This is a genomic window from Novosphingobium sp. BL-A-41-Hi4B-X5A (genome assembly GCF_055521705.1).
In genome coordinates this window covers 2,082,262-2,104,528 of record NZ_CM145500.1, presented here as the reverse complement: position 1 = coordinate 2,104,528, position 22,267 = coordinate 2,082,262, and the positions used below count along the sequence as shown (strand labels likewise).

Below are 22,267 nucleotides of genomic sequence, written 5' to 3'. Positions count from 1 at the left end.
GTGCCAGCGGGCGGCATATGGGTGCCGGTAGAAGGGGCGTCAATGGGTGTGGCGCAGATTCTTTTCATGCAGATGAATGAATCGACGAAACGCGTCGTCAGGCAGGCAGGAGCCCCAGCCTCGCCCGGTTGCGCCACCGCCAGTGCATCAGCCCGGCGACGAAAATGAGCCCGACCAGCAGGCCGAACCATACGCCGAGTCCGCCATTTCCGGTGAACAGGCCAAGGGTGAGTGCCGTGCCGACGCCCGGAACCCAATAGCCGAAAATCGCGATCAGCATCGGTACCCGGGTATCCTGCAGGCCGCGCAACTGGCTCGCCCCCACGGCCTGTGCGCCGTCGAACAGCTGAAATGCAGCCGCCACCATCATGTACTGCAGGGCAAGCCCGACAACGCGCGCGTTCTCGGGTGCTGCCGGATCGATGTAGAGCCTGAGCAACTGCAGCGGGAACAGCAGCATGATCCCCGCCGAAACCGCCATGAAGCCGATGCCGAGCTGGGTTGCGACCTTTCCGGCCAGCGCAATCGCGGCATTGTCTCGCGCGCCATATGCGAGGCCGACGCGGATCGTGGCGGCTTGCCCCACGCCAAAGGGCACCTGAAAGGCGATCGCCGCGAACTGCAGGGCCAGCGTATGGGCGGCAAGTTCGATCTCGCCGATCCTGCCCATCAGGAAGGCGGCGCCGTTGAACATGCCGGCCTCGGCGATGATCGTGCCGCAGATGGGCAGGCCGATCTTGAGGACGTCGCCCAGGCGCTGCCACTCTGGCCGCCACCACCGGCCAAGCAGCCGGTAGCGGTGCAGCCGCCGGTCGAAGCGGATGACCAGCATGAACGCCAGGAGCATCGCAACGCTCGTCATCACGCTCGAAATGGCCGAGCCGAGCAGCCCCAGTTCCGGTGCGCCGAGATGGCCGAACACGAAGACCCAGTTGCCCAGCGCATTGATGGCGACGGCCATGCCGGTAATCGCCGTACCGATGCCGGGGCGCCCGAGCGTTGCCACCACCGTGCGCAGCAGAGCGGCAAGCACAGCCGGGATCGCGGCCCACATCAGGACTTCAAGAAAAGGAACTGCACGGGCGATCACGCCGGGGTCCTGCCCGGTCACGCGCATCAGCGGCCCGCCGAGCAGGCATACGCCAATGGCGACGAACGCTGCGAGCAGACCGGCCCACGCTGCCATGCGAACGGTGCGCCGCACCTCGCGGACCGCGTGGCGCCGACGCCCGAGTTCAGCCGCGATCAAGGGCGAGGCCGCGCCGACCAGGCCGGACAGGCTCCAGATCAGCAGCCCGAACAGCGAGACCGATAGTGAGGAGGCGGCCAGCGCCTCGGGACCAAGACGCGCGACGAACACGACGTCAACGGCGAATACCGCCATCTGCAGCAGGTTCGCCCCGACAAGCGGCGCGGCCAGGCGCAGCATCGCGCGCAGCTCGTCAATCCATTTGTGGGGCGGTTGTTCGAACATCGGACGCGGGGTGTAGGCGGGCCGGCGCGGGAAGGAAAGCGCTTCGATGGCGAGTCGCAAAGCGGCCGGATGGCGCCTCTGCATGGCCTGCGCCGGGCAGTGATGCGGATTGTCTCTGATGGACAAGTTTCTGATAAACAGCAGATTCCCGTCATCGCGTGTCACAAATCATGTCCGCCACGCGGCAATGGTTGACCCGTCGCGTCCCGGGTGACAGCGTTTCGGCGATGCAAGGGTTCGGCCATCTGGCAAGCCGGCGGCGCGTGGGGCGCAGTCCGGAGATGCGATCGGCAGGTGGCGTAGGCCGCCTGCGCGCGTTCATCGAGGCGCACCCGCCCCACGGGCCCAATCTGTCCCGATTGGCGGTTCGCGCCGCGACGCTGCTGCTGCTGCTGGCGGCGGTGCAGGCAATCGCCAGCCTCGCCTTCTACGATGTGATCGACAAGGAAACCCTGCGCGAGGACCACGCGCGGCGTGTGGCGGAACTGCTGGTGGTCAGCAATCGCCTGCACGAACTCCACCCCGAGGCGGTCGGCTCGACGATGAGCACCAGTCACCTTGAGGTGGCCCTGGGCAACACGCCCCATCCGATACCCGACCGGGACGACGAAGCCGTGGCCCAGATCCGCAGCTATATCCTGCGTTGGGAGCCGATGCTGGCAGACCAGCAACTGATGCTCGGGCTTGAGCCATCGCGTCTGGGCTACGGCAACCTGGTTGGCGCGATGCGCTTGTCCGATGGCCACTGGCTGAACTTCCGCTCGCGCGACGTGACCTCGGGCTGGCCGATCGCGCTGCGCGCCACGGTCCTTACGCTTGTTACTGCGGTCGTCAGCTTTGCCCTGTCGCTGTGGTCGCTGCGCATCATCACCCGCCCCTTGCGGGAGCTGACCGACGCCGCCGATGCGATCGGCAAGGGGCAAGTCGTGCCGGTGCGTGAAAGCGGGCCGGACGATCTGCGCAGCCTCGCCCGCTCGATGAACGCCATGCAGGAGCGCATCGCGGCGATGCTCGAGGATCAGGCGCGCTCGTTCGAGGCCATCAGCCACGACATGCGCACGCCGCTGTCGCGCGTGACCATCGCCGCCGATCTGATCGACGATGCCGAAATCGCCGGCCTTGTCCGCGACGCCACGGCCGAGATGGAAGCGATGCTGATGTCGCTCCAGCGCTATCTCCGCGCCCAGCACCTCGCGCCCGAACCGGCCATGATGGACCTTGGGCTGGCAGTGACGGATCTTGTCCTTGGCAGCTTTGCCGGAAATGCCACGGTCGAGGTGACTCCGGGGGCGATGATCTGCTCGTGGCGCGAGCCTTTGCTGATGGCGCTTCACCCGCTGATCGAGAACGCCGTGCATTATGGCGGCAAGGCCAAGGTCTGCGTCGAACCGGATGCGGATGGACGCTGGCACGTGCTGATCGCCGACCAGGGGCCGGGCATCTCCGAGGACCAGTTCGAGCGCATCCTCGCGCCGTTCTACCGGATCGATGACGCCCGCGCGCGCGACACTGCCGGCTTTGGCCTCGGTATTCCCACCGCTGACCGGCTGCTGCAGCGCTTCGGTGGGAAGCTGTCCTTTGCCAGAAGCGAAAGCGGCGGGTTGCTGGTGATCGTGAGAGTGCCCGTGGCCACCGATCCAGCCTGACATCAGGCCGGCGCTGGTGACTCCATATCTGCCAGGCGAAGCAGGTTCTGCCGCCGTCGCGGCGGAACGTCGTTGCTCGTTGCCCGCAACTCGTGCAGCCGCGCTTCGGCCTTGCGCAAGGCGTCGGCGACCTTCTCGTCGGCCAGCGCGCCGATGCATTCATAGTCTTCGACAATGCTGCGCACTGCCTGCGTCGTGCGCTTGAGCGCGCTCTGGTATGCCTCGCAGTTGAGGCCGCGATGCAGTGCCACGGCAGCAGCGCCAATGAAGCTGAGCGGCGAGACGAAGCCTGACAGGTGGTCGCCCAAGGCGATGGATCCGGCCGCTACCGGCAGGACGATGCTGATGACCTGAAGGGGCCAGCTTCCTGCGCGGACCCAGAACAACTGGCGGCGCAGGCTCAGGTCTTCCTGCTCGAGCTGTTCCACCCTCAACGCGGCGAAGCGCCGATACCGCGCAATATCTGCTGACATATGATCCCCCCGGAAATGCCGGGAAGGATGTCGCAGCACTACGGTTTGTTCAAACGAAAAAGGCGGAGCCGAAGCCCCGCCTTTCCGTGTATCTTTTCCGAAAGTTCGGAAGAAGAAGATTACTTGACTTCGACGGTGCCGCCGGCTTCTTCGATCTTCTTCTTGATGTCTTCGGCTTCAGCCTTCGACACGCCTTCCTTGATCGCCTTCGGAGCGCCTTCGACCAGCGCCTTGGCTTCGGTCAGGCCCAGGTTGGTGATCGCGCGGACTTCCTTGATGACCTGGATCTTCTTGCCACCGTCGCCGGTCAGGATGACGTCGAATTCGGTCTTCTCTTCAGCGGCTTCAGCAGCAGCGCCGGCAGGAGCCGCAGCAACGGCAACAGCAGCAGCGGCGGAAACGCCCCATGCTTCTTCGAGAGCCTTGGCGAGGTCAGCGGCTTCGAGGACGGTCAGCTTCGAAAGTTCTTCAACGAGCTTGGCGATATCGGCCATGGTATTTCACTCCTGATCTTGTGGTGCCCGTGCGCCCGCATGGCGCGGCCGGGCGGATTCCGAACAATCTTATGCGGCTTCCTTGGCGTAGGCGCCGAAGACGCGGGCCAGCTTGGCTGCCGGAGCAGTCGTGAGCTGGGCGATCTTCGTGGCCGGAGCCTGGATGAGGCCGATAAGCGTGCCGCGCAGTTCGTCGAGGCTGGGCATGGAGGCGAGTGCCTTGACCCCGGCTTCGTTGAGAACCTGCGAACCCATTGCACCACCGACGATTTCGATCTTGTCGGTGGTCTTGGCGAACTCGACGACTGCCTTGGCGGCAGCAACCGGATCGACAGAGGCGGCGATTGCGGTCGGACCGGTGAAGAATTCACCCAGACCTTCGTAATCGGTGCCTGCGACGGCAAGCTTGGCAAGACTGTTCTTCGCAACCTTGTAGGTCGCGCCCGCTTCGCGGATCTTCGTGCGCAGGGCGGTGGACTGGGCCACCGTCATGCCGAGGTTGCGGGTGATGACCACCGCGCCGGCCTCGCCGAAGACGCCGTTAAGGAAGGCGACCGAATCGGCTTTCTGCGAACGATCCATGCCATACTCCTTCACATGTGACTGAACCGGGATGCCCGGACAGTCGGCTACGTTTGTCGATGGCCCGAAGACCACCGGCGAGTCCGTGACAAGGGAAGGAGATGCGCCGTAAAAGACGCGAGGGGCGCCACGATCCTGCTGGAGCGAGGGGCCTTGAAACTCTTTTCCCCGTCTAGGCTGGAGATTAAGTGCAGGCAGATCCCGCACACCAACTGTCTCGGACGGATGATCGGCAAAACCAAAAGAGGCCCACCGGTCGGGCGGGCCTCTGGCGGATTCGGGTCTCGAAGTCAAGCTTTACACGGGTTCGGCCTCGTCCGGTTCGTAGCCGAGGACGTCGCCGGGCTGGCAATCGAGCTCCCGGCAGATCGCTTCGAGCGTCGAGAAGCGGATCGCCTTGGCCTTGCCGGTCTTGAGGATCGAGACGTTGGCGAGCGTAAGGTCGATGCGTTCGGCCAGTTCCGTCAGCGTCATGCGGCGGGCGTGGAGCAGGTCGTCAAGTTTCACGTTGATCGGCATCACACGGTCCCTTCCAGATCTTCGCGCATCTTCGCGCCGGTGCGGAACACCCGGGCGAGGATGAACAGGACGAGGGCAAGCAGCAGGCCGTTGGTCGAGAAATCGGCATCGACACTTATCGACGCTGCATCCGCGCTGGCCTTTTCAAGCATCACCCCGACGATCCCGAGGGGTATGGAAAGCAGCTGGATGATGACCGACAGCCAGGCCATCGCGCGCAGCCGCTCGGCGTTGTCGGGGGTGAACGGATCGCCGTCCTCGACCGTTATGACGATGGCGCGGAGCTTGTCGACGAAACGATGCATCGAGGCCAGCATCGCGGCAAGCAGCGGGAACATCAGCAGGATCAGCCAATAGGTCGATTCTGCGGCACCGGCCTTCGCGAGCTTTTCGGCAACCATCCCATGCAGGCCCACCGTCGCGGCGAATCCTATTCCCAGGCCCACCATGCCGATGACAATGACGACGAGCATGAATGTGAGCAAAGCCTTGGCCAATCCGAGCAGTGGGTCGGTACGGAGCGTGGACATCGTGTTTCCCTCCTGTTGAATGAGCGGTCAGGCGGCGAGTGGAAGCTGATAGGTCGCCATGACCGGACCATCGACGAGCGCGAGCGGAGCCGCGCCTGCATCCACCGTCGGCAGCCACAGCGTGGCGGCCAGCAGCAGCGAGAGGATCGCGGCGGCGGTCTGGGGAAGGTGGCGGGACATTGATCGTTCTCCGATATGGTCGATATCGAAAATCAATAAGGGCGATTCGCCTTATCGTCAATCAATAATATCGAAAAACGATATTCCCCTTATCGTTTTGCTTAGGGTAACGCTTTCCCGACGCAAAAAGGCCCCGTCCACCGGACGAGGCCTCGTTTGTCGGTGATGGGTTGGCGACGGGTTCAGGCCTGCGCGTAGTCCGTGCGAACCTCGGGCAGGACCTGCTCGCCACGTGTTGTCGTGGGCACGTCGCTGCGGGCGGCCATCGATTGCACCATGATCCGCGCGCGGCGGCGACGGGCCTTGCGTGACAGGAACGGGTTGGCATCGTCGGGCGGAGACGCAACGATGCGCTCGATCAGGGCTTCGCGTTCGCTGGCGGTGCGCGTGTTGGCAGCCGACATGGCGTATGTCGGGGCCGAGGGTCGCTCAGGCGGCATCGGCGGCGCGATGCGGCGCTCGGGCTGCGGCCTCAGGCTCGGACGGGTGGTGACCGGCGGCACGAAATCCACGTCTTCTTCATAGACGCGACGGCGGCGGCTGACGGCAAGGCCCACGCCACCGAGCACGAGCAGGGTTGCTGCGGCGCCAATCGGCAGGGCCCAGTCCGGTGCTGCACTTTCAGTGGCGACGTTTGCTGCAACGGGGGCGGCTGCTGCCGGCTCTTCAACAGGCGCAGGTGCAACGGCCGGGACGGGCGCGATTGCCGGCACCGGCGTAGTCTCCGCTGCGGCCGCTGTCGAACGTGCAGGCGCCGACTCACGCACGGGTGCTCGCGGCGCCGGTCGCGCTGCCGGTCGGGGCTGCGCCGTCGGCGTCGCCACCGGCGTCGTTGCGGCCGTGGTCGCGGGCGCTGCAACCGGCTCCGGCGTCGTGGTCGGGATCACGATGGTCGGTGTGACGGGTGCGGGAGTCACGACGGGTGCCGCTGCCACTGGCGCATCAGTTACAGGGATCGTAACCTCCTGCGCATGAGCAGTTCCGGCAGAAAGCAGCAGCATGGCTGAAATCGCCATGGTGCTGCGGGGCGATATGGCGTTGATCTTGGTCATGACGAGAAAACGCGACGACCTGTGCAATAGGTTCCAAATTGGCGACGAAGCGAGCGCTTATTGCCAGTGAGCCGTCGTCACTTTGGCGCGCCGCAACAATGTTTCACAGTTTCTGAACCGGTGTTCATCATTGCGCTGAATTACTTGAAGATGCCGCACGTCGGCGCGCCGCCTGCCCAATGCGCCCTTTGACTTGTCCTGCGGCATTGCCTATATGCCGCCCCTGTCCAGCGCTTCGAGCAAGGCCGTCCCATGCGCAGGGGGTGGCTCGGGAAGGAAGTGCAGGGCAATCCATCTGACGCAAAAGGCTGCGGGCCATGGCTTCCGTTGAACGGATCGCCGTGCGCTGTGCGGCCTTTCGCTGTTTGGTGGCGCCATCCTTGCGCGTGGCAGAATTTCCGCCGGTTTTCCGGCCATTTGTTGAGAAGAGGCTCGCAACCTTTATGGTTTCCAAGACAGCCAGTCGTCCCGGCGTGAAGAAGCGCATCCGCAAGATCTTCGGGGACATCCACGAAGTCGTGCAGATGCCGAACCTGATCGAGGTCCAGCGCGAATCGTATGAGCAGTTCCTCCGCTCCGATCCGTCGGTGGGCTACGTTTCGGGTCTCGAAAAGACGCTGCGTTCGGTTTTCCCGATCCAGGATTTCGCCGGCACCGCCAGCCTCGATATCAAGGAGCGTGACGGCTACGTCCTCGAAGCGCCGAAGTACGACGTGAACGAATGCCGCCAGCGCGGCATCACCTATGCTGCGCCGATGAAGGTGACGCTCAAGCTCGCGACCTTCGAGGTCGATGCCGAGACCGAGACCAAGTCGCTCATCGATATCAAGGAGCAGGACGTCTACATGGGCGACATCCCGCTCATGACCGAGAACGGGACGTTTTTCATCAACGGCACCGAGCGCGTGATCGTGTCGCAGATGCACCGTTCGCCGGGCGTGCTGTTCGACCATGACCGCGGCAAGACCCACTCCTCGGGCAAGTACCTCTTCGCTGCCCGCGTGATCCCCTATCGCGGTTCGTGGCTCGACTTCGAATTCGACGCCAAGGACATCGTCAACGTCCGTATCGACCGCAAGCGCAAGCTGCCGGTCACCGCGCTGCTACACGCGCTCGGCCTCGATGACGAACAGATCCTCCACCACTTCTACGACACCGTCCAGTGGGCGCGTGCCGAAGGTGGCTGGAAGGTGCCCTTCGTGCTCGAACAGTGGCGCGGTGCGAAGCCGATGTTCGACATCGTCGACGGCAAGTCGGGCGAAGTGATCTTCCCGGCAGGCCAGAAGATCAGCCCACGCGCTGCCAACAAGGCCGCGAAGGACGGTCTTGAAGAACTGCTGATCCCGACCGAGGAAATCTTCGGCCGCTACGCCGCGCGTGACCTCATCGACGAAGCGACCGGTCGCATCTGGATCGAAGCCGGTGACGAAGTCAGCCCGGAAAACCTCGACCTGCTCGACAAGGCCGGCATCGACACGCTCGAGCTGCTCGACATCGACCACGTCTCGACCGGTCCCTGGATCCGCAACACGCTCAAGGCCGACAAGGCTCCAGATCGTGACCACGCCCTGGCCGATATCTACCGCGTCATGCGTCCTGGCGAACCGCCGACGCGCGAAACCGCCGAAGCGCTGTTCGACGGCCTGTTCTTCGATGCCGACCGCTACGACCTCTCGGCCGTGGGTCGCGTCAAGCTCAACATGCGCCTCGGGCTCGAGTGCGACGACAGCGTCACCACCCTGCGCACCGACGATATCCTCGCCGTGGTCAAGGAACTGGTGAACCTCAAGGACGGCAAGGGCGAAGTCGACGACATCGACAACCTCGGCAACCGTCGCGTGCGTTCGGTGGGCGAACTGCTGGAAAACCAGTACCGCGTCGGCCTGCTGCGCATGGAGCGCGCGGTGAAGGAGCGCATGTCGTCGGTTGACGTGTCGACGGTCATGCCGAACGACCTGATCAACGCCAAGCCGGCCGTTGCTGCCGTGCGCGAGTTCTTCGGTTCGTCGCAGCTCTCGCAGTTCATGGACCAGACCAACCCGCTCTCGGAAGTCACCCACAAGCGCCGCGTTTCGGCACTTGGGCCGGGCGGTCTGACCCGCGAGCGCGCCGGCTTCGAAGTCCGCGACGTTCACCCGACGCACTATGGCCGCATCTGCCCGATCGAAACGCCGGAAGGCCCGAACATCGGTCTGATCAACTCGCTGTCGACCTTCGCGCGCGTCAACAAGTACGGCTTCATCGAAACCCCGTACCGCAAGGTTATCGACGGCAAGGTGACCAAGGACGTCATCTACCTCTCGGCGATGGAAGAGCAGAAGCACACCGTGGCGCAGGCTTCGGCCGAGCTGACGGCTGACGGTTCGTTCGTCGAGGAACTCGTCTCGGCTCGCCAGAACGGCGAATTCGTGATGAGCCCGCGTGATCAGATCACGCTGATGGACGTCAGCCCCAAGCAGCTCGTCTCGGTTGCCGCCTCGCTCATTCCGTTCCTGGAAAACGACGACGCCAACCGCGCGCTCATGGGCTCGAACATGCAGCGCCAGGCCGTGCCGCTGATCAAGGCCGATGCGCCTTACGTTGGCACCGGCATGGAAGAGACCGTTGCCCGCGATTCGGGCGCCGCGATCTCGGCCCTGCGTTCCGGCGTGGTTGACCAGGTCGACGCTACCCGTATCGTGATCCGCGCCTCGGGCGATATCGAACCCGGCCAGTCCGGCGTCGACATCTACCGCCTGCAGAAGTTCGAACGCTCGAACCAGTCGACCTGCATCAACCAGCGTCCGCTGGTGAAGGTGGGCGATCTGATCGAGAAGGGCGACATCATCGCCGACGGTCCGTCGACCGAGTTCGGTGAGCTGGCGCTGGGCCGCAACGTGCTCGTCGCGTTCATGCCCTGGAACGGCTACAACTACGAAGACTCGATCCTGATCAGCGAGCGTATCGTCAAGGAAGACGTCTTCACCTCGATCCACATCGAGGAATTCGAAGTCATGGCCCGCGACACCAAGCTCGGGCCCGAGGACATCACCCGCGACATCCCGAACGTCGGCGAGGAAGCCCTGCGCAACCTCGACGAGGCGGGCATCGTCTACATCGGTGCCGAAGTTCACCCCGGTGACATCCTCGTCGGCAAGATCACCCCGAAGGGTGAATCGCCGATGACTCCGGAAGAGAAGCTGCTCCGCGCGATCTTCGGTGAAAAGGCCAGCGACGTGCGCGACACCTCGCTCCGCCTGCCGCCGGGCGTTGCCGGTACGATCGTCGACGTGCGCGTCTTCAACCGTCACGGCATCGAGATCGACGACCGTACCCGCGCCATCCAGAACGAGGAAATCGAACGCCTCGCCAAGGACCGCGAGGACGAGCGCGCGATCCTCAACCGCGCCACCTTCAACCGCCTGCGGGAAATGCTGCTCGGCCAGGTTTCGGCTGCGGCGCCCAAGGGCATCAAGAAGGGCGAAACGATCGACGAGCAGGTTCTCGCCGATGTCGAGCGTCACGAATGGTGGAAGTTCGCCGTTGCCGACGATGCGCGCCAGCAGCAGCTGGAAGCGGTCAAGGCGCAGTACGATACCGCAGTGAAGGCGATCCAGGAGAAGTTCGAGGACCGCAAGGAAAAGCTCGAGCGTGGTGACGAACTCGCCCCCGGCGTGCTCAAGATGGTCAAGGTCTTCGTCGCGGTGAAGCGCAAGCTGCAGCCGGGCGACAAGATGGCCGGCCGTCACGGCAACAAGGGCATCATCTCCCGCATCCTGCCGCAGGAAGACATGCCGTTCCTCGAGGACGGTACGCCGGTCGACTTCGTGCTCAACCCGCTGGGCGTGCCTTCGCGCATGAACGTCGGGCAGATCTTCGAAACGCACCTTGGCTGGGCCGCTCGCGGTCTTGGCAAGCGCATCGGCGCGGCTCTCGACGCATGGCGCGAGGCCAACCCGAACCCCGAAGCCGGCCAGCCGCCGGAAGCGGTGCGCGAGCTGCTCAAGGAGATCTACGGCGACAACTACACCGGCGATATCGACGCCCGTGACGACGCCCAGATCATCGAGTTCGCCCAGGCTGTTCGCAACGGCGTGCCGATGGGCTCGCCGGTGTTCGACGGCGCGGTCGAAAAGGACGTGACCGACATGCTGCGTCTGGCCGGGCTGGATGAATCCGGTCAGGTCACGCTTTATGACGGCCGCACCGGCGATGCCTTCGACCGCAAGGTGACGGTGGGCATGAAGTACGTGCTCAAGCTGCACCACCTTGTCGACGATAAGATTCACGCACGTTCGATCGGGCCGTACTCGCTCGTCACCCAGCAGCCGCTGGGCGGCAAGGCGCAGTTCGGTGGCCAGCGCTTCGGCGAAATGGAGGTCTGGGCTCTCCAGGCCTACGGCGCGGCCTACACGCTGCAGGAAATGCTCACGGTGAAGTCGGACGACGTGGTCGGCCGCACCAAGGTCTACGAAGCGATCGTCAAGGGCGACGACACCTTCGAGGCCGGCATTCCCGAAAGCTTCAACGTGCTCGTCAAGGAAATGCGCTCGCTGGGCCTCAACGTCGAACTGTCGTCGCTCGACGACACCGATGACGACGGCCTCGCCGAGGCGGCGGAGTAAGGAATACGGGCGGCGGTCCTGCCGCCGCCCAGCCCTTCGCACCGAAATTCACGTCCAACGCCTCAGCCTGAGGCAAGGGAACGGCACCACATGAACGACCTGACCAAATTCACCAACCAGCTCGCCAAGCCCGAGACCTTCGACCAGATCCAGATCGGTCTGGCGTCGCCCGAGCGCATTCGCAGCTGGTCCTTCGGCGAGATCAAGAAGCCGGAAACCATCAACTACCGCACGTTCAAGCCCGAGCGTGACGGCCTGTTCTGCGCGCGCATCTTCGGCCCCGTGAAGGACTACGAGTGCCTGTGCGGCAAGTACAAGCGCATGAAGTACAAGGGCGTCGTCTGCGAAAAGTGCGGCGTCGAAGTCACCGTCACCAAGGTGCGCCGCGAGCGCATGGGCCACATCGAACTGGCCGCGCCGGTCGCGCACATCTGGTTCCTCAAGTCGTTGCCCTCGCGCATCGGCCTGCTGCTCGACATGCAGCTCAAGATCCTTGAGCGCATTCTCTACTTCGAAAGCTACGTGGTCACCGAGCCGGGCCTGACCCCGCTCGAGAAGTACCAGACGCTGACCGAGGACGAACTGCTCGACGCGCAGGACGAGTACGGCGAAGACGCCTTCTCGGCCGGCATCGGCGCCGAGGCCGTCAAGCACATGCTGATGAACCTCGATCTCGAGCAGGAGCGCGACGATCTGTTGGAAGAGCTGCGGACGACCAAGTCCGAGCTCAAGCCCAAGAAGATCATCAAGCGCCTCAAGGTCGTGGAATCGTTCATCGATTCGGGCAACCGCCCCGAATGGATGATCCTCGATGTCGTGCCGGTCATCCCGCCCGAACTGCGCCCGCTGGTGCCGCTGGACGGTGGCCGCTTCGCGACTTCGGACCTCAACGACCTCTACCGTCGCGTCATCAACCGCAACAACCGCCTCAAGCGCCTGATCGAGCTGCGCGCGCCGGACATCATCGTCCGCAACGAAAAGCGCATGCTGCAGGAAGCCGTTGACGCGCTGTTCGACAACGGCCGCCGTGGCCGCGTCATCACCGGTGCCAACAAGCGTCCGCTGAAGTCGCTTTCCGACATGCTCAAGGGCAAGCAGGGCCGCTTCCGCCAGAACCTGCTCGGCAAGCGCGTCGACTATTCGGGCCGTTCGGTCATCGTGACCGGGCCGGAACTCAAGCTGCACCAGTGCGGGTTGCCCAAGAAGATGGCGCTCGAACTGTTCAAGCCGTTCATCTACGCGCGTCTTGATGCCAAGGGTCTGTCGATGACCCTGAAGCAGGCCAAGAAGTGGGTCGAGAAGGAACGCAAGGAAGTCTGGGACATCCTTGACGAGGTGATCCGCGAACACCCGGTCATGCTGAACCGTGCGCCCACGCTGCACCGTCTCGGCATCCAGGCGTTCGAACCAGTCCTGATCGAAGGCAAGGCGATCCAGCTGCACCCGCTCGTCTGCTCGGCCTTCAACGCCGACTTCGACGGTGACCAGATGGCCGTCCACGTGCCGCTCTCGCTGGAAGCCCAGCTTGAAGCGCGCGTGCTGATGATGTCGACCAACAACATCCTCTCGCCCGCCAACGGCAAGCCGATCATCGTGCCTTCGCAGGACATGGTGCTGGGCATCTACTATCTGTCGATGGACCGCGCCGGCGAGCCGGGCGAAGGCATGATGCTGGCCGACATGGCCGAAGTGCACCAGGCGCTGGAGGCGAAGGCCGTCACGCTGCACTCGAAGATCATCGCCCGCGTCCCGCAGACCGACGAGAACGGCAAGCAGTACCTCAAGCGTTTCGAAACGACGCCGGGCCGCATGCTGATCGGCGAATGCCTGCCCAAGAGCCACAAGGTTCCGTTCGAGATCGTCAACCGCCTTCTCACCAAGAAGGAAATCGGCGACGTGATCGACCAGGTCTATCGCCACACCGGCCAGAAGGACACGGTGCTGTTCGCCGACGCCATCATGGCGCTGGGCTTCCGCAACGCGTTCAAGGCAGGCATCTCGTTCGGCAAGGATGACATGATCATCCCCGACAGCAAGGATGCGCTGGTTGCAGAGACCAAGGAACTGGTTGCTGACTACGAGCAGCAGTACCAGGACGGCCTCATCACCCAGCAGGAAAAGTACAACAAGGTGATCGACGCCTGGAGCCGTTGCGGCGACCAGGTGGCCAACGCCATGATGGAAGAGCTGAAGAGCTCGCCTGTGGACGAGGCGACCGGCCGTCAGAAGCCGATCAACGCGATCTACATGATGTCGCACTCGGGCGCTCGTGGCTCCCCGGCGCAGATGAAGCAGCTTGCCGGCATGCGCGGCCTGATGGCCAAGCCTTCGGGCGAGATCATCGAGACCCCGATCATCTCGAACTTCAAGGAAGGTCTGACCGTTCTTGAATACTTCAACTCGACCCACGGTGCTCGTAAGGGCCTGGCGGACACCGCGCTGAAGACCGCGAACTCGGGTTACCTGACCCGTCGTCTGGTCGACGTGTCGCAGGACTGCGTCGTGATCGAGGAAGACTGCGGCACCGAACGTGCGCTGGAAATGCGCGCGATCGTCCAGGGCGGTTCGACCATTGCCTCGCTGGGTGAGCGCATCCTCGGCCGTACCCTTGCCGAAGACCTGATCGAGGCGAAGTCGGGCGAAGTGATCGCGCAGAAGGGCGAACTGCTCGACGAAGCCGCGATTGCCCGCATCGAGGCCGCTGGCGTGCAGTCTGCCAAGATCCGCTCGCCGCTGGTCTGCGAAGCCCAGCAGGGCGTCTGCGGCACGTGCTATGGCCGTGACCTTGCCCGCGGTACGCCGGTCAATATCGGTGAAGCTGTCGGCGTCATCGCCGCGCAGTCGATCGGTGAGCCGGGCACCCAGCTGACCATGCGTACCTTCCACATCGGTGGCGCGGCGCAGGTCAACGAGCAGTCGCACCTCGAAGCGATCTCGGATGGTACCGTGGTCTACCGCGACATCCCGACGATTACCGACAAGCGCGGCCGTCGTCTGTCGCTGGCCCGCAACGGCGAAATCGTGGTCATGGACACCGAGGGCCGTGAGCGCGCGATCCACCGCGTGCCTTACGGTACCCACCTGCTGCACGAGAACGGCGCCATCATCTCGCAGGGCGATCGCCTGGCCGAGTGGGACCCGTTCACCCTGCCGGTGATCACCGAAAAGCCGGGCATCGTGCGCTATCAGGACCTTGTCGACGGCAAGACCCTGACCGAGCAGACCGACGAAGCCACCGGCATGTCGAGCCGCGTCGTCACCGAGAACCGTGCCGCCGGCCGGGGCAAGAAGGAGGACCTGCGTCCTCGACTGACCCTGCTCGACGACGATTCGGGTGAAGCTGCACGCTACCTGATGGCACCGGGCACCACGCTCTCGGTCGAAGACGGCCAGCGCGTCGAAGCGGGCGACATCCTCGCCCGTGCTTCGCGCGAAGCCGCCAAGACCCGCGACATCACCGGCGGTCTGCCGCGCGTTGCCGAACTGTTCGAGGCCCGCAAGCCGAAGGACAACTCGATCATCGCCAAGATCGCCGGCCGCATCGAGTTCGTGCGTGACTACAAGGCCAAGCGCAAGATCGCGATCATCCCCGAGGAGGGTGAACCGGTCGAGTACCTCGTGCCGAAGAGCCGCGTGATCGACGTGCAGGAAGGTGACTACGTCAAGAAGGGCGACAACCTGATCTCGGGCTCGCCCGATCCGCACGACATTCTGGAAGTGATGGGCGTCGAGGCTCTGGCCGAATACCTCGTGGCAGAAATCCAGGAAGTCTACCGCTTGCAGGGCGTGAAGATCAACGACAAGCACATCGAGGTGATCGTTCGCCAGATGCTGCAGAAGGTCGAGATCACCAACGGTGGCGACACCACCCTGCTGCCGGGCGAACAGGTCGACCTCGAGGAGATGCTCGAAACCAACGCCAAGCTGGAAGAAGGCCAGGTGCCCGCCGAAGGCAAGCCGGTGCTGCTCGGCATCACCAAGGCCTCGCTGCAGACGCGTTCGTTCATCTCGGCCGCGTCGTTCCAGGAAACCACCCGCGTGCTCACGCAGGCAGCCGTGGAAGGCAAGAAGGACTCGCTGATCGGTCTCAAGGAGAACGTGATCGTCGGTCGTCTCATCCCCGCCGGTACCGGTGCGGGCATGAACCGCCTGCGCGTCGCCGCCTCCTCGCGCGATGCCGCGTTGCGTGCGTCCTACCGCAAGCTCCAGGAATCGCTGATCGCTCCGGCGACGGCAGCCGAGGAGCATGCGGCCGAACTGGCGCAGGGCCCGGAAGCCGCGATCGGTGACGATCCGCTGGCAGCAGTCGAGGGCGAGACCCACGGCACTGACGCCGATGCCGGCGATTACCTGATCGAGGGCGACGAGGCGTAACGCTTCGCCGACCTGTCGGAACAGTCGAAGAGGCCCCGCCGGAGCGATCCGGCGGGGCTTTTTTATTTACGGTTGCAAGTTCAGTGGGACATCTACGGTAGTAAAGGCCGCTATATCGCTGAAACTGCAACATAACCGCGATGGTCCATGCAATGTCCACCAAACCAAAGGGACATTGGCATGATCAGCGAGCAGACTTCGCGCGGGGCGAAACTTGTTGTCGCCCTGATACTGGCAGCGATCGTTATCGTTGGCATTGCAGTAAGCTACATCCGCTTCGGCGGGCCTCTCCACAAGGAGAACCTGCTGCAGGACGAACTTCTTGCAGACGTCCTGCCGCCGCCGGCGTTCGTCGTCGAACCCTATCTCCACGCCACCTGGACGCTGAGCGATCCCGGCCATGCTGCGCGCGCGCGTGCGGAACTGGCGGAAGAGCGCACGCTGTTCGAACAGCGCAAGGCCTATTGGCAGACCGCCCCGATCCCTGAGGAACTGCGCGACGAGGTCTCGGCGACGATCGGCACCGCCGATGCCTTCTGGGCGGCGATCGACAAGCGCTTCCTGCCGGCGCTCGCTGCGGGCGATCTGGAGACGGTGACCCGCGTCCACCACGACGAACTGGCGTCCGCCTACCAGAAGCAGCATGACGCAGTGGAGCGACTGGTCGAGCATTCCACGGCCTACCGGACCTCGCTGATGGATCACGCCAACCGGCTCGTGATGGTGCTGATTGTCGCCTTTGCAGGCATCGCGCTGGCGGTGTTTGCGATCGTCCTGCAGGCCGCGCGGATGATCCGCCAGCGCGTGGTGGCCCCGCTTGTCGAGACTGCCGACACCATGCAGCGCATGGCCGAAGGCGATTATCGCGTCGAAGCTACAGGGGCCGAGCGTAATGACGAGATCGGCGTGATGGCGCGCGCCATTGCCGTCTTCCGGGAGAATGGCATGGCCCGGGCCAAGGCCCAGGAGGAGCAGCAGGCGGTTGTCGCGGCGCTGTCGGCGGGGCTCGACTGCATGGCGCGCCAGAACCTCGAGCACCGCATCGAGCAGCGCTTCCCCGGCGATTACGAGGAATTGCGGACGAACTACAACATCGCGGTGGATGCACTGGCATCGGCGATGCGCACCGTCAGGGTCGGCGCGGCCAGCGTGATGAGCTCGATTGCCGAGATCCGCGATGCCAGTGACGATCTGGCGCGACGGAACGAGCAGCAGGCATCGAGCCTCGCCCAGACCGCGTCGGCCATGCACCGCGTGACCGGCAGCGTGCGGGAAACCGCGTCGGGGGCGAAGGACGTCAATGTCGCGATCAACTCTGCCCATGGCGAGGCCAGCAGCGGCGGCGAAGTGGTGCAGCAGGCCATTACCGCAATGGCCGCGATCGAAGCCTCGGCGCAGGAGATCAGCAAGATCATCTCGGTCATCGATGGCATAGCCTTCCAGACCAACCTGCTGGCCCTGAATGCGGGCGTCGAGGCGGCGCGCGCGGGCGAATCCGGCAAGGGCTTTGCCGTTGTCGCAACCGAAGTCCGGGCCTTGGCCCAGCGCTCTGCCGAGGCGGCCCAGAACATCAAGACCCTGATCGAGAACAGCACGAGCCAGGTGGAGGAAGGTGTCCGCCTGGTCGGGGAGACGGGCACACGCCTGACCGGGATTGTCGATCAGATCGCCGCGGTCGATGCGCTGGTCGCGCAGATTGCGCAGTCCGCGGCGCGGCAGGCGGAAAGTCTCGAACAGGTCAACGTGGAAGTGGCCGCCATGGACCGGATGACGCAGGCGAACGCGGCGATGGTCGAGCAATCCTCTGCCGCCACCCGCAGCTTGTCCTCAGAGGCTGAACGACTCACCGATCTGGTTGCGACCTTCCGGACGCGCGACATCGAAAACAGGCCGGTGGAGGCGCCCAACCCGCACATCTTGCGGCGCACTTCAGCGTTGCAAGAGCACCTGCCGCCCCCGAGGATCCTGCGCTTCGGGACCTGAAAATGCAAAAAGGCCGGACGCCCATGGCATCCGGCCTCATGGTCAGTTGCTGGTTCGCGGTCAGCGGCCCTTGCGGTGCTCGCCCTTGACCCAGCGCACGGTGCCGGACGAGGCGCGCATCACCACGCTTTCGGTGGTCATCACGCCGCTCTTGTGGACCTTGACGCCTGCGAGCAGCGAGCCATCGGTGACGCCGGTTGCGGCAAAGATGCAGTCGCCCTTGGCCAGCTCGACCAGATCGTACTGCTTGTTCAGATCTTCGATGCCCCACTTGCGGGCGCGGGCCTTTTCGTCTTCGTTGCGGAACAGCAGGCGGCCCTTGAACTGCCCGCCGACGCAGCGCAGCGCGGCTGCGGCAAGCACGCCTTCGGGGGCGCCGCCGGTGCCCATGTACATGTCGACGCCGGTTTCCTCGTTGGTCACGGCAATAACGCCTGCCACGTCGCCATCGGGGATGAGCTTGATGCCACAGCCCAGCGCGCGCAGTTCCTCGATCAGTGCGGAGTGACGCGGGCGATCAAGCACGCAGACGTTGATGTCGCCCGGTGCCACGCCCTTGGCCGCAGCCACGGCCTTGACGTTCTCGGTCGGCGACTTGTCGAGGTCGATGATGCCATCGGGATAGCCTGGGCCACAGGCGAGCTTGTCCATGTACACGTCTGGCGCGTTGAGCAGGCCGCCTTCTTCGGCCACGGCCAAGACGGCCAGAGCGTTCGGGCCATCCTTGGCGGTGATGGTCGTGCCTTCGAGCGGGTCCAGGGCGATGTCGATCTTCGGGCCCTTGCCCGGTGCCGCGCCGACCTTCTCGCCGATGTAGAGCATCGGCGCCTCGTCGCGCTCGCCCTCGCCGATCACCACGGTGCCGTCCATGTAGAGTTCGTTGAAGGCGGCGCGCATCGCCTCGACAGCGGCGGCGTCGGCGGCTTTCTCGTCACCGCGACCGATCAGCCGCGATGCGCCGATGGCGGCGGCTTCGGTCACGCGGACCATCTCGAGCACGAGCACGCGGTCGAGAACCTGGGAGGCGGCGGGATTGTTGGTCTTATCGGTCACGATGGCTCCAGCTTGGTCGGGTGGTGACGAACAGGGACGTACTTCGAAATCTGGTTCAGCCCGTGTGCAGCATATCACCGGCAGACCCGGCTCGACGCGGCACGCAAGCTGTGCAAACGTATGCGCAATCATCGCTATGTCGCGCAAAGGGCATTGCGTGGCAAAGATGACGCTGGTGTGACCTTGGCACTAGACGCGAGGTAAGGGTCTTGTCGAGACAGAGAGTGGCAGTTCTGGCAGGCCTTGCGCTTCTTTTTGGCGCCTTGCCCGCGTCTGCGCAGGATCAAACGCCTGCGGCGGCTCCGGCGAAGCAGGGACCGGTCGTGCCTGGTGCCGCCACCAGCGATGCAGACGTTGCGCGCAACCTGCTGACCACCTCACAGACCCAGCGCTGCCGACCGATGCAGCGATCTGACGGCACGATCGTGGTCTGCGGCGGCAAGGAAGCCAGCGACCGTGAGCGCGTGCCGCTGCGTGACGAGACCGATGGCGCGAAGTCGACCGACGATGGCTTGCCCCGCGCGCCGAACGTCTCGGGCCTGCGCGATTGCAGCCGCGGATGCATCGGCCTCGGCGGGAAGCCCACCGAGATATACATGTTCGATATCAAGGCGCTGCCGCCACCGCCGCCCGGATCGGACGCGGACCGTATCGCCAAGGGTGAGATCCCGGCGCCCTGAGAGCGCCGGAACACTCACTCACCCAGAATGTGCAGCACCAGCGGCGGCTCGGCCAGCACCGGCGAGCCGTCGAGCAGGCGCAACGCTTCGGTGATGGCGCTTTCCGGCCCTTCGTGCGTGACCATCGAGACCATGACCGGCGCATTGTCGGCCCCGCCTTTCTGGATCAGGCTTTCGATCGAGACGCCGGCATCGCGCATCGCCGCGGTGATCTCGGCCAGAACACCGGGGCGATCCGCGACGTTGAAGCGGATATAGGCCTTGCCGGTGCGATGGCCGACCTCTGCGGGCGCTGCATGATCCAGCTCCGCCACGGGGATCGAGAACGGCGCACCGATATCGCCACGGGCAATGTCGATAAGGTCGGCCACGACCGCGCTGGCCGTGGGACCGTCACCGGCACCGGCGCCCTGGAACAGCAGGCGGCCGACGAAGTTGCCCTCTGCGACGACCGCATTCGTCGCGCCATCGACATGGGCAAGCGGGTGATCACGGTGGACGAGATGCGGATGGACCCGCTGGAACAGGCGGCGATTGCCGGCAGCGTCGATCTCGGTCTCGGCCATGCCGATCAGGCGGATATAGTAGCCGAGTGCATCGGCCTGCGCGATATCGGCCGCCAGCACGCGGCGAATGCCGGTCGCTGCGACCGGGGCGAAGTCTACCGCGGTGCCGAAGGCGATCGAGGAGAGGATCGAGAGCTTGTGTGCCGCGTCGATCCCGTCGATGTCGAACGTCGGGTCGGCCTCGGCATAGCCCTTTGCCTGCGCTTCGGCGAGCACGTCGGCAAAGTCGCGGCCCGTATCCTCCATGGTCGAGAGGATGTAATTGCAGGTGCCGTTGAGGATGCCATAGACCCGCGCGATCTCGTTGGCGGCAACGCCTTCCTTCAAGCCCTTGATGACCGGGATGCCGCCCGCCACTGCCGCTTCGAACTTGAGCGCGACCTTGGCGGCTTCCGCCTTGGTGGCAAGTTCCACGCCGTGGTGCGCGATCATCGCCTTGTTGGCAGTGACCAGTGCCTTGCCCGCCTCGAACGTGGTGCGGGCCAAGGCGAGCGCCGGGCCATCCGCCCCGCCAACCAGCTCGACCACGACGTCGACATCGGGCCGTTCGCCGAGGATGACCATGTCGTCCTCCCACGCATAGCGCGAGACATCGAAGCCGCGGTCCTTCTGGCGATTGCGTGCGCTGACGGTGGTAATGACGATGGGGCGGCCCGCACGCCTTGCGATGAGGTCCGCATTGGCCTCGATCAACCGGATTACCCCGCCGCCGACCGTGCCCAGCCCGGCCAGCGCGATGCGCAAAGGTTCGCTCATGTCATTCCCGTCCGCTGAAACTTGCAGATTCTGCGCGGCGGGCCTTAGGAGACATGAGCGAGGCGGGCAACCTCGCGTTTGCTCAGCGCTCCACTGCGGGGCGGCTGCGGCTGCACTCGCCGAGCTGGGCGACGACGAAGGCGTAATCTTCCGCTGCCGCGCGGACGTGCGCGGCGCTGCCGGACAGGCTTGCACCCGGCGGCATCTGCGCGGGCAGGCTGCAGGCGAGGCGATACCACGTCAGCGTGTCACGCGCGGGGGGGCGGGCGGCCTGATCGACGATCTCGGACAGGCTGACTCCCCAAGTCCGCTCCATGCCCGGGCGACGGACGACCGAGAGCGACACGGGCGCGTTGTTCTGGGTCTGCAGGAACACCTGCGTCTCGCCTTCGCCGACGAGATTGCCGGGGACATGCAGGACTTCGCGGACGCCCTTGATCCGCGGCGGCGCGTCGGGCGAGAGCATCTCGGTGAGGATCGCGCGGGTCCGCATCTCGGTTTCGCCTGACCACGGCAGCTGCGCGCCGGCATCGACAAGGCTGATTTCTCCGGGACGGCCGGGCACGGTCCGCGCAAACAGCAGCATGACGGCCTTGGAAAGCTTCGGGACCTTGCCCCGTGCATCGAGCGGAACATCGGCAAGATAGCGCACGGTCTCGCCCATGGCGGGGCCGGTCAGCACGGTCTGGGTCCGGGCTTCGATCAGGACGCGCGCCATGCCCGGCGCCACGCCGGGGGCCTGTTCGGGCTTGAGGCGCGATGCCTTGCGCACCTGGACGCGCAGCACCGTTTCGGCAGCGTCGGCCAGCGAGGCAAGGTCGGCGTATGTCAAAGAGGGAGTGGCGCTTGCCGTGACAGCGCCGTCAACAGGCCGAATCGCTGGCTGCGCAGCCATCGCCGACGAGCCTGCGAATCCTGAAAAGAGCATTGCGCAGGCAACGGCAGGGAGCACAGCATTCGATACAAACCTAGGCATGATTGGGTCTCCGGCGGAATCCGCGCTTCGTTTCTGGCTGATTTCAGGCAGTGCAACCATGAATCACGAGTTAACGGATAAAGCATTTGCGCGCCTTTGGCTTCGCCGTTAAAGATGCGCCCGTTCGGGCAATCCAAAACAAGCAGCCCGACGCTTGCCGCCGCCAAACCCCCTGGTTTGATGTCGGCGGACCGGGTTGCCGGCAGGGTGGATTGAAATTTGCTGGATTGGCCTTCGGGCAGGACGGTGATCCTGCGCGCGGGCACCACCTTGGTCAGGGCCGTCAAGCGCGTGCTCCGGGCCCGGGTGGGCGATCAGGAGTATT

At 64.7% G+C, this 22,267-nt stretch carries 17 protein-coding genes; 5 read left to right on the top strand and 12 right to left on the bottom strand.

The window, feature by feature from the left end:
- Positions 1-97 precede the first annotated feature (97 nt).
- Entirely contained in the window at positions 98-1,474 is a 1,377-nt protein-coding gene (locus ACZ1JY_RS10175) for an MATE family efflux transporter (RefSeq protein WP_465130895.1), read from the bottom strand.
- A gap of 170 nt (positions 1,475-1,644) precedes the next feature.
- Between ACZ1JY_RS10175 and ACZ1JY_RS10170 the strand changes: the two genes are divergently transcribed.
- Positions 1,645-3,120 (top strand): ATP-binding protein, encoded by a 1,476-nt coding sequence (locus ACZ1JY_RS10170; RefSeq protein ID WP_465129193.1) that lies wholly within the window; start codon positions 1,645-1,647, stop codon positions 3,118-3,120.
- 2 nt (positions 3,121-3,122) lie between these two features.
- Here the strand turns inward: ACZ1JY_RS10170 and ACZ1JY_RS10165 are convergent, their stop codons facing one another.
- From ACZ1JY_RS10165 to ACZ1JY_RS10135, 7 genes are all read right to left on the bottom strand, one after another.
- Positions 3,123-3,593, bottom strand: a complete 471-nt coding sequence (locus ACZ1JY_RS10165; protein WP_168904112.1) for a hypothetical protein — start codon at positions 3,591-3,593, stop codon at positions 3,123-3,125.
- A gap of 119 nt (positions 3,594-3,712) precedes the next feature.
- On the bottom strand, positions 3,713-4,087 hold the full coding sequence (rplL, locus tag ACZ1JY_RS10160; RefSeq protein ID WP_039337844.1) for a 50S ribosomal protein L7/L12: 375 nt from the start codon (positions 4,085-4,087) through the stop codon (positions 3,713-3,715).
- 69 nt (positions 4,088-4,156) lie between these two features.
- Positions 4,157-4,669 (bottom strand): 50S ribosomal protein L10, encoded by a 513-nt coding sequence (rplJ, locus tag ACZ1JY_RS10155; RefSeq protein WP_465129192.1) that lies wholly within the window; start codon positions 4,667-4,669, stop codon positions 4,157-4,159.
- 297 nt (positions 4,670-4,966) lie between these two features.
- Positions 4,967-5,188 carry a helix-turn-helix domain-containing protein gene (locus ACZ1JY_RS10150; protein ID WP_465129191.1) on the bottom strand — a complete coding sequence of 74 codons (222 nt, stop codon included), beginning with the start codon at positions 5,186-5,188 and terminating at the stop codon, positions 4,967-4,969.
- Complete coding sequence (locus ACZ1JY_RS10145) at positions 5,188-5,718, bottom strand: DUF2975 domain-containing protein (protein WP_168904113.1); 531 nt, start codon at positions 5,716-5,718, stop codon at positions 5,188-5,190. The genes ACZ1JY_RS10150 and ACZ1JY_RS10145 overlap by 1 nt, the downstream gene beginning before the upstream one ends.
- A 27-nt stretch (positions 5,719-5,745) precedes the next feature.
- Positions 5,746-5,898, bottom strand: coding sequence for a hypothetical protein (locus ACZ1JY_RS10140; protein WP_168904114.1), 153 nt, complete (start codon positions 5,896-5,898; stop codon positions 5,746-5,748).
- Positions 5,899-6,080: 182 nt separating this feature from the next.
- Positions 6,081-6,950: a hypothetical protein gene (locus ACZ1JY_RS10135; RefSeq protein ID WP_465129190.1), complete on the bottom strand. Its 870-nt coding sequence runs from the start codon at positions 6,948-6,950 to the stop codon at positions 6,081-6,083.
- 443 nt (positions 6,951-7,393) lie between these two features.
- Between ACZ1JY_RS10135 and rpoB the strand changes: the two genes are divergently transcribed.
- The 3 genes from rpoB to ACZ1JY_RS10120 all read left to right on the top strand — a co-directional run bounded on the left by rpoB (position 7,394) and on the right by ACZ1JY_RS10120 (position 17,911).
- Positions 7,394-11,554: a DNA-directed RNA polymerase subunit beta gene (gene rpoB, locus ACZ1JY_RS10130; protein ID WP_465129189.1), complete on the top strand. Its 4,161-nt coding sequence runs from the start codon at positions 7,394-7,396 to the stop codon at positions 11,552-11,554.
- Positions 11,555-11,644: 90 nt separating this feature from the next.
- Positions 11,645-15,928: a DNA-directed RNA polymerase subunit beta' gene (gene rpoC / locus ACZ1JY_RS10125; RefSeq protein WP_465129188.1), complete on the top strand. Its 4,284-nt coding sequence runs from the start codon at positions 11,645-11,647 to the stop codon at positions 15,926-15,928.
- A gap of 180 nt (positions 15,929-16,108) precedes the next feature.
- Positions 16,109-17,911 (top strand): methyl-accepting chemotaxis protein, encoded by a 1,803-nt coding sequence (locus tag ACZ1JY_RS10120; protein ID WP_465129187.1) that lies wholly within the window; start codon positions 16,109-16,111, stop codon positions 17,909-17,911.
- 60 nt (positions 17,912-17,971) lie between these two features.
- Here ACZ1JY_RS10120 and glpX read toward each other — a convergent pair whose 3' ends face one another.
- Positions 17,972-18,964: a class II fructose-bisphosphatase gene (gene glpX, locus ACZ1JY_RS10115; RefSeq protein WP_118072875.1), complete on the bottom strand. Its 993-nt coding sequence runs from the start codon at positions 18,962-18,964 to the stop codon at positions 17,972-17,974.
- A 263-nt stretch (positions 18,965-19,227) separates the two neighbouring features.
- Here glpX and ACZ1JY_RS10110 point away from each other — a divergent pair, with 263 nt between their 5' ends.
- Positions 19,228-19,644, top strand: coding sequence for a hypothetical protein (locus ACZ1JY_RS10110; protein WP_465129186.1), 417 nt, complete (start codon positions 19,228-19,230; stop codon positions 19,642-19,644).
- 14 nt (positions 19,645-19,658) lie between these two features.
- Here ACZ1JY_RS10110 and ACZ1JY_RS10105 read toward each other — a convergent pair whose 3' ends face one another.
- The 3 genes from ACZ1JY_RS10105 to ACZ1JY_RS10095 form a co-directional block, all read right to left on the bottom strand.
- The gene (locus tag ACZ1JY_RS10105; RefSeq protein ID WP_168904120.1) at positions 19,659-20,966 is read right to left on the bottom strand and encodes a homoserine dehydrogenase; all 1,308 of its coding nucleotides are present in this window, start codon (positions 20,964-20,966) and stop codon (positions 19,659-19,661) included.
- An 82-nt stretch (positions 20,967-21,048) separates the two neighbouring features.
- On the bottom strand, positions 21,049-21,798 hold the full coding sequence (locus ACZ1JY_RS10100) for a hypothetical protein (protein ID WP_465129185.1): 750 nt from the start codon (positions 21,796-21,798) through the stop codon (positions 21,049-21,051).
- The gene (locus ACZ1JY_RS10095; protein ID WP_240344856.1) at positions 21,795-22,229 is read right to left on the bottom strand and encodes a hypothetical protein; all 435 of its coding nucleotides are present in this window, start codon (positions 22,227-22,229) and stop codon (positions 21,795-21,797) included. The genes ACZ1JY_RS10100 and ACZ1JY_RS10095 overlap by 4 nt, the downstream gene beginning before the upstream one ends.
- Between the last annotated feature and the right edge of the window lie 38 nt (positions 22,230-22,267).

What these genes read in the sequence shown, in the direction of transcription:
- ACZ1JY_RS10175 (WP_465130895.1), bottom strand. Translation starts at nt 1,474, where the DNA reads ATGTTCGAACAACCGCCCCACAAATGGATTGACGAGCTGCGCGCGATG.
- ACZ1JY_RS10170 (WP_465129193.1), top strand. Translation starts at nt 1,645, where the DNA reads ATGTCCGCCACGCGGCAATGGTTGACCCGTCGCGTCCCGGGTGACAGC.
- ACZ1JY_RS10165 (WP_168904112.1), bottom strand. Translation starts at nt 3,593, where the DNA reads ATGTCAGCAGATATTGCGCGGTATCGGCGCTTCGCCGCGTTGAGGGTG.
- rplL (WP_039337844.1), bottom strand. Translation starts at nt 4,087, where the DNA reads ATGGCCGATATCGCCAAGCTCGTTGAAGAACTTTCGAAGCTGACCGTC.
- rplJ (WP_465129192.1), bottom strand. Translation starts at nt 4,669, where the DNA reads ATGGATCGTTCGCAGAAAGCCGATTCGGTCGCCTTCCTTAACGGCGTC.
- ACZ1JY_RS10150 (WP_465129191.1), bottom strand. Translation starts at nt 5,188, where the DNA reads ATGCCGATCAACGTGAAACTTGACGACCTGCTCCACGCCCGCCGCATG.
- ACZ1JY_RS10145 (WP_168904113.1), bottom strand. Translation starts at nt 5,718, where the DNA reads ATGTCCACGCTCCGTACCGACCCACTGCTCGGATTGGCCAAGGCTTTG.
- ACZ1JY_RS10140 (WP_168904114.1), bottom strand. Translation starts at nt 5,898, where the DNA reads ATGTCCCGCCACCTTCCCCAGACCGCCGCCGCGATCCTCTCGCTGCTG.
- ACZ1JY_RS10135 (WP_465129190.1), bottom strand. Translation starts at nt 6,950, where the DNA reads ATGACCAAGATCAACGCCATATCGCCCCGCAGCACCATGGCGATTTCA.
- rpoB (WP_465129189.1), top strand. Translation starts at nt 7,394, where the DNA reads ATGGTTTCCAAGACAGCCAGTCGTCCCGGCGTGAAGAAGCGCATCCGC.
- rpoC (WP_465129188.1), top strand. Translation starts at nt 11,645, where the DNA reads ATGAACGACCTGACCAAATTCACCAACCAGCTCGCCAAGCCCGAGACC.
- ACZ1JY_RS10120 (WP_465129187.1), top strand. Translation starts at nt 16,109, where the DNA reads ATGATCAGCGAGCAGACTTCGCGCGGGGCGAAACTTGTTGTCGCCCTG.
- ACZ1JY_RS10105 (WP_168904120.1), bottom strand. Translation starts at nt 20,966, where the DNA reads ATGAGCGAACCTTTGCGCATCGCGCTGGCCGGGCTGGGCACGGTCGGC.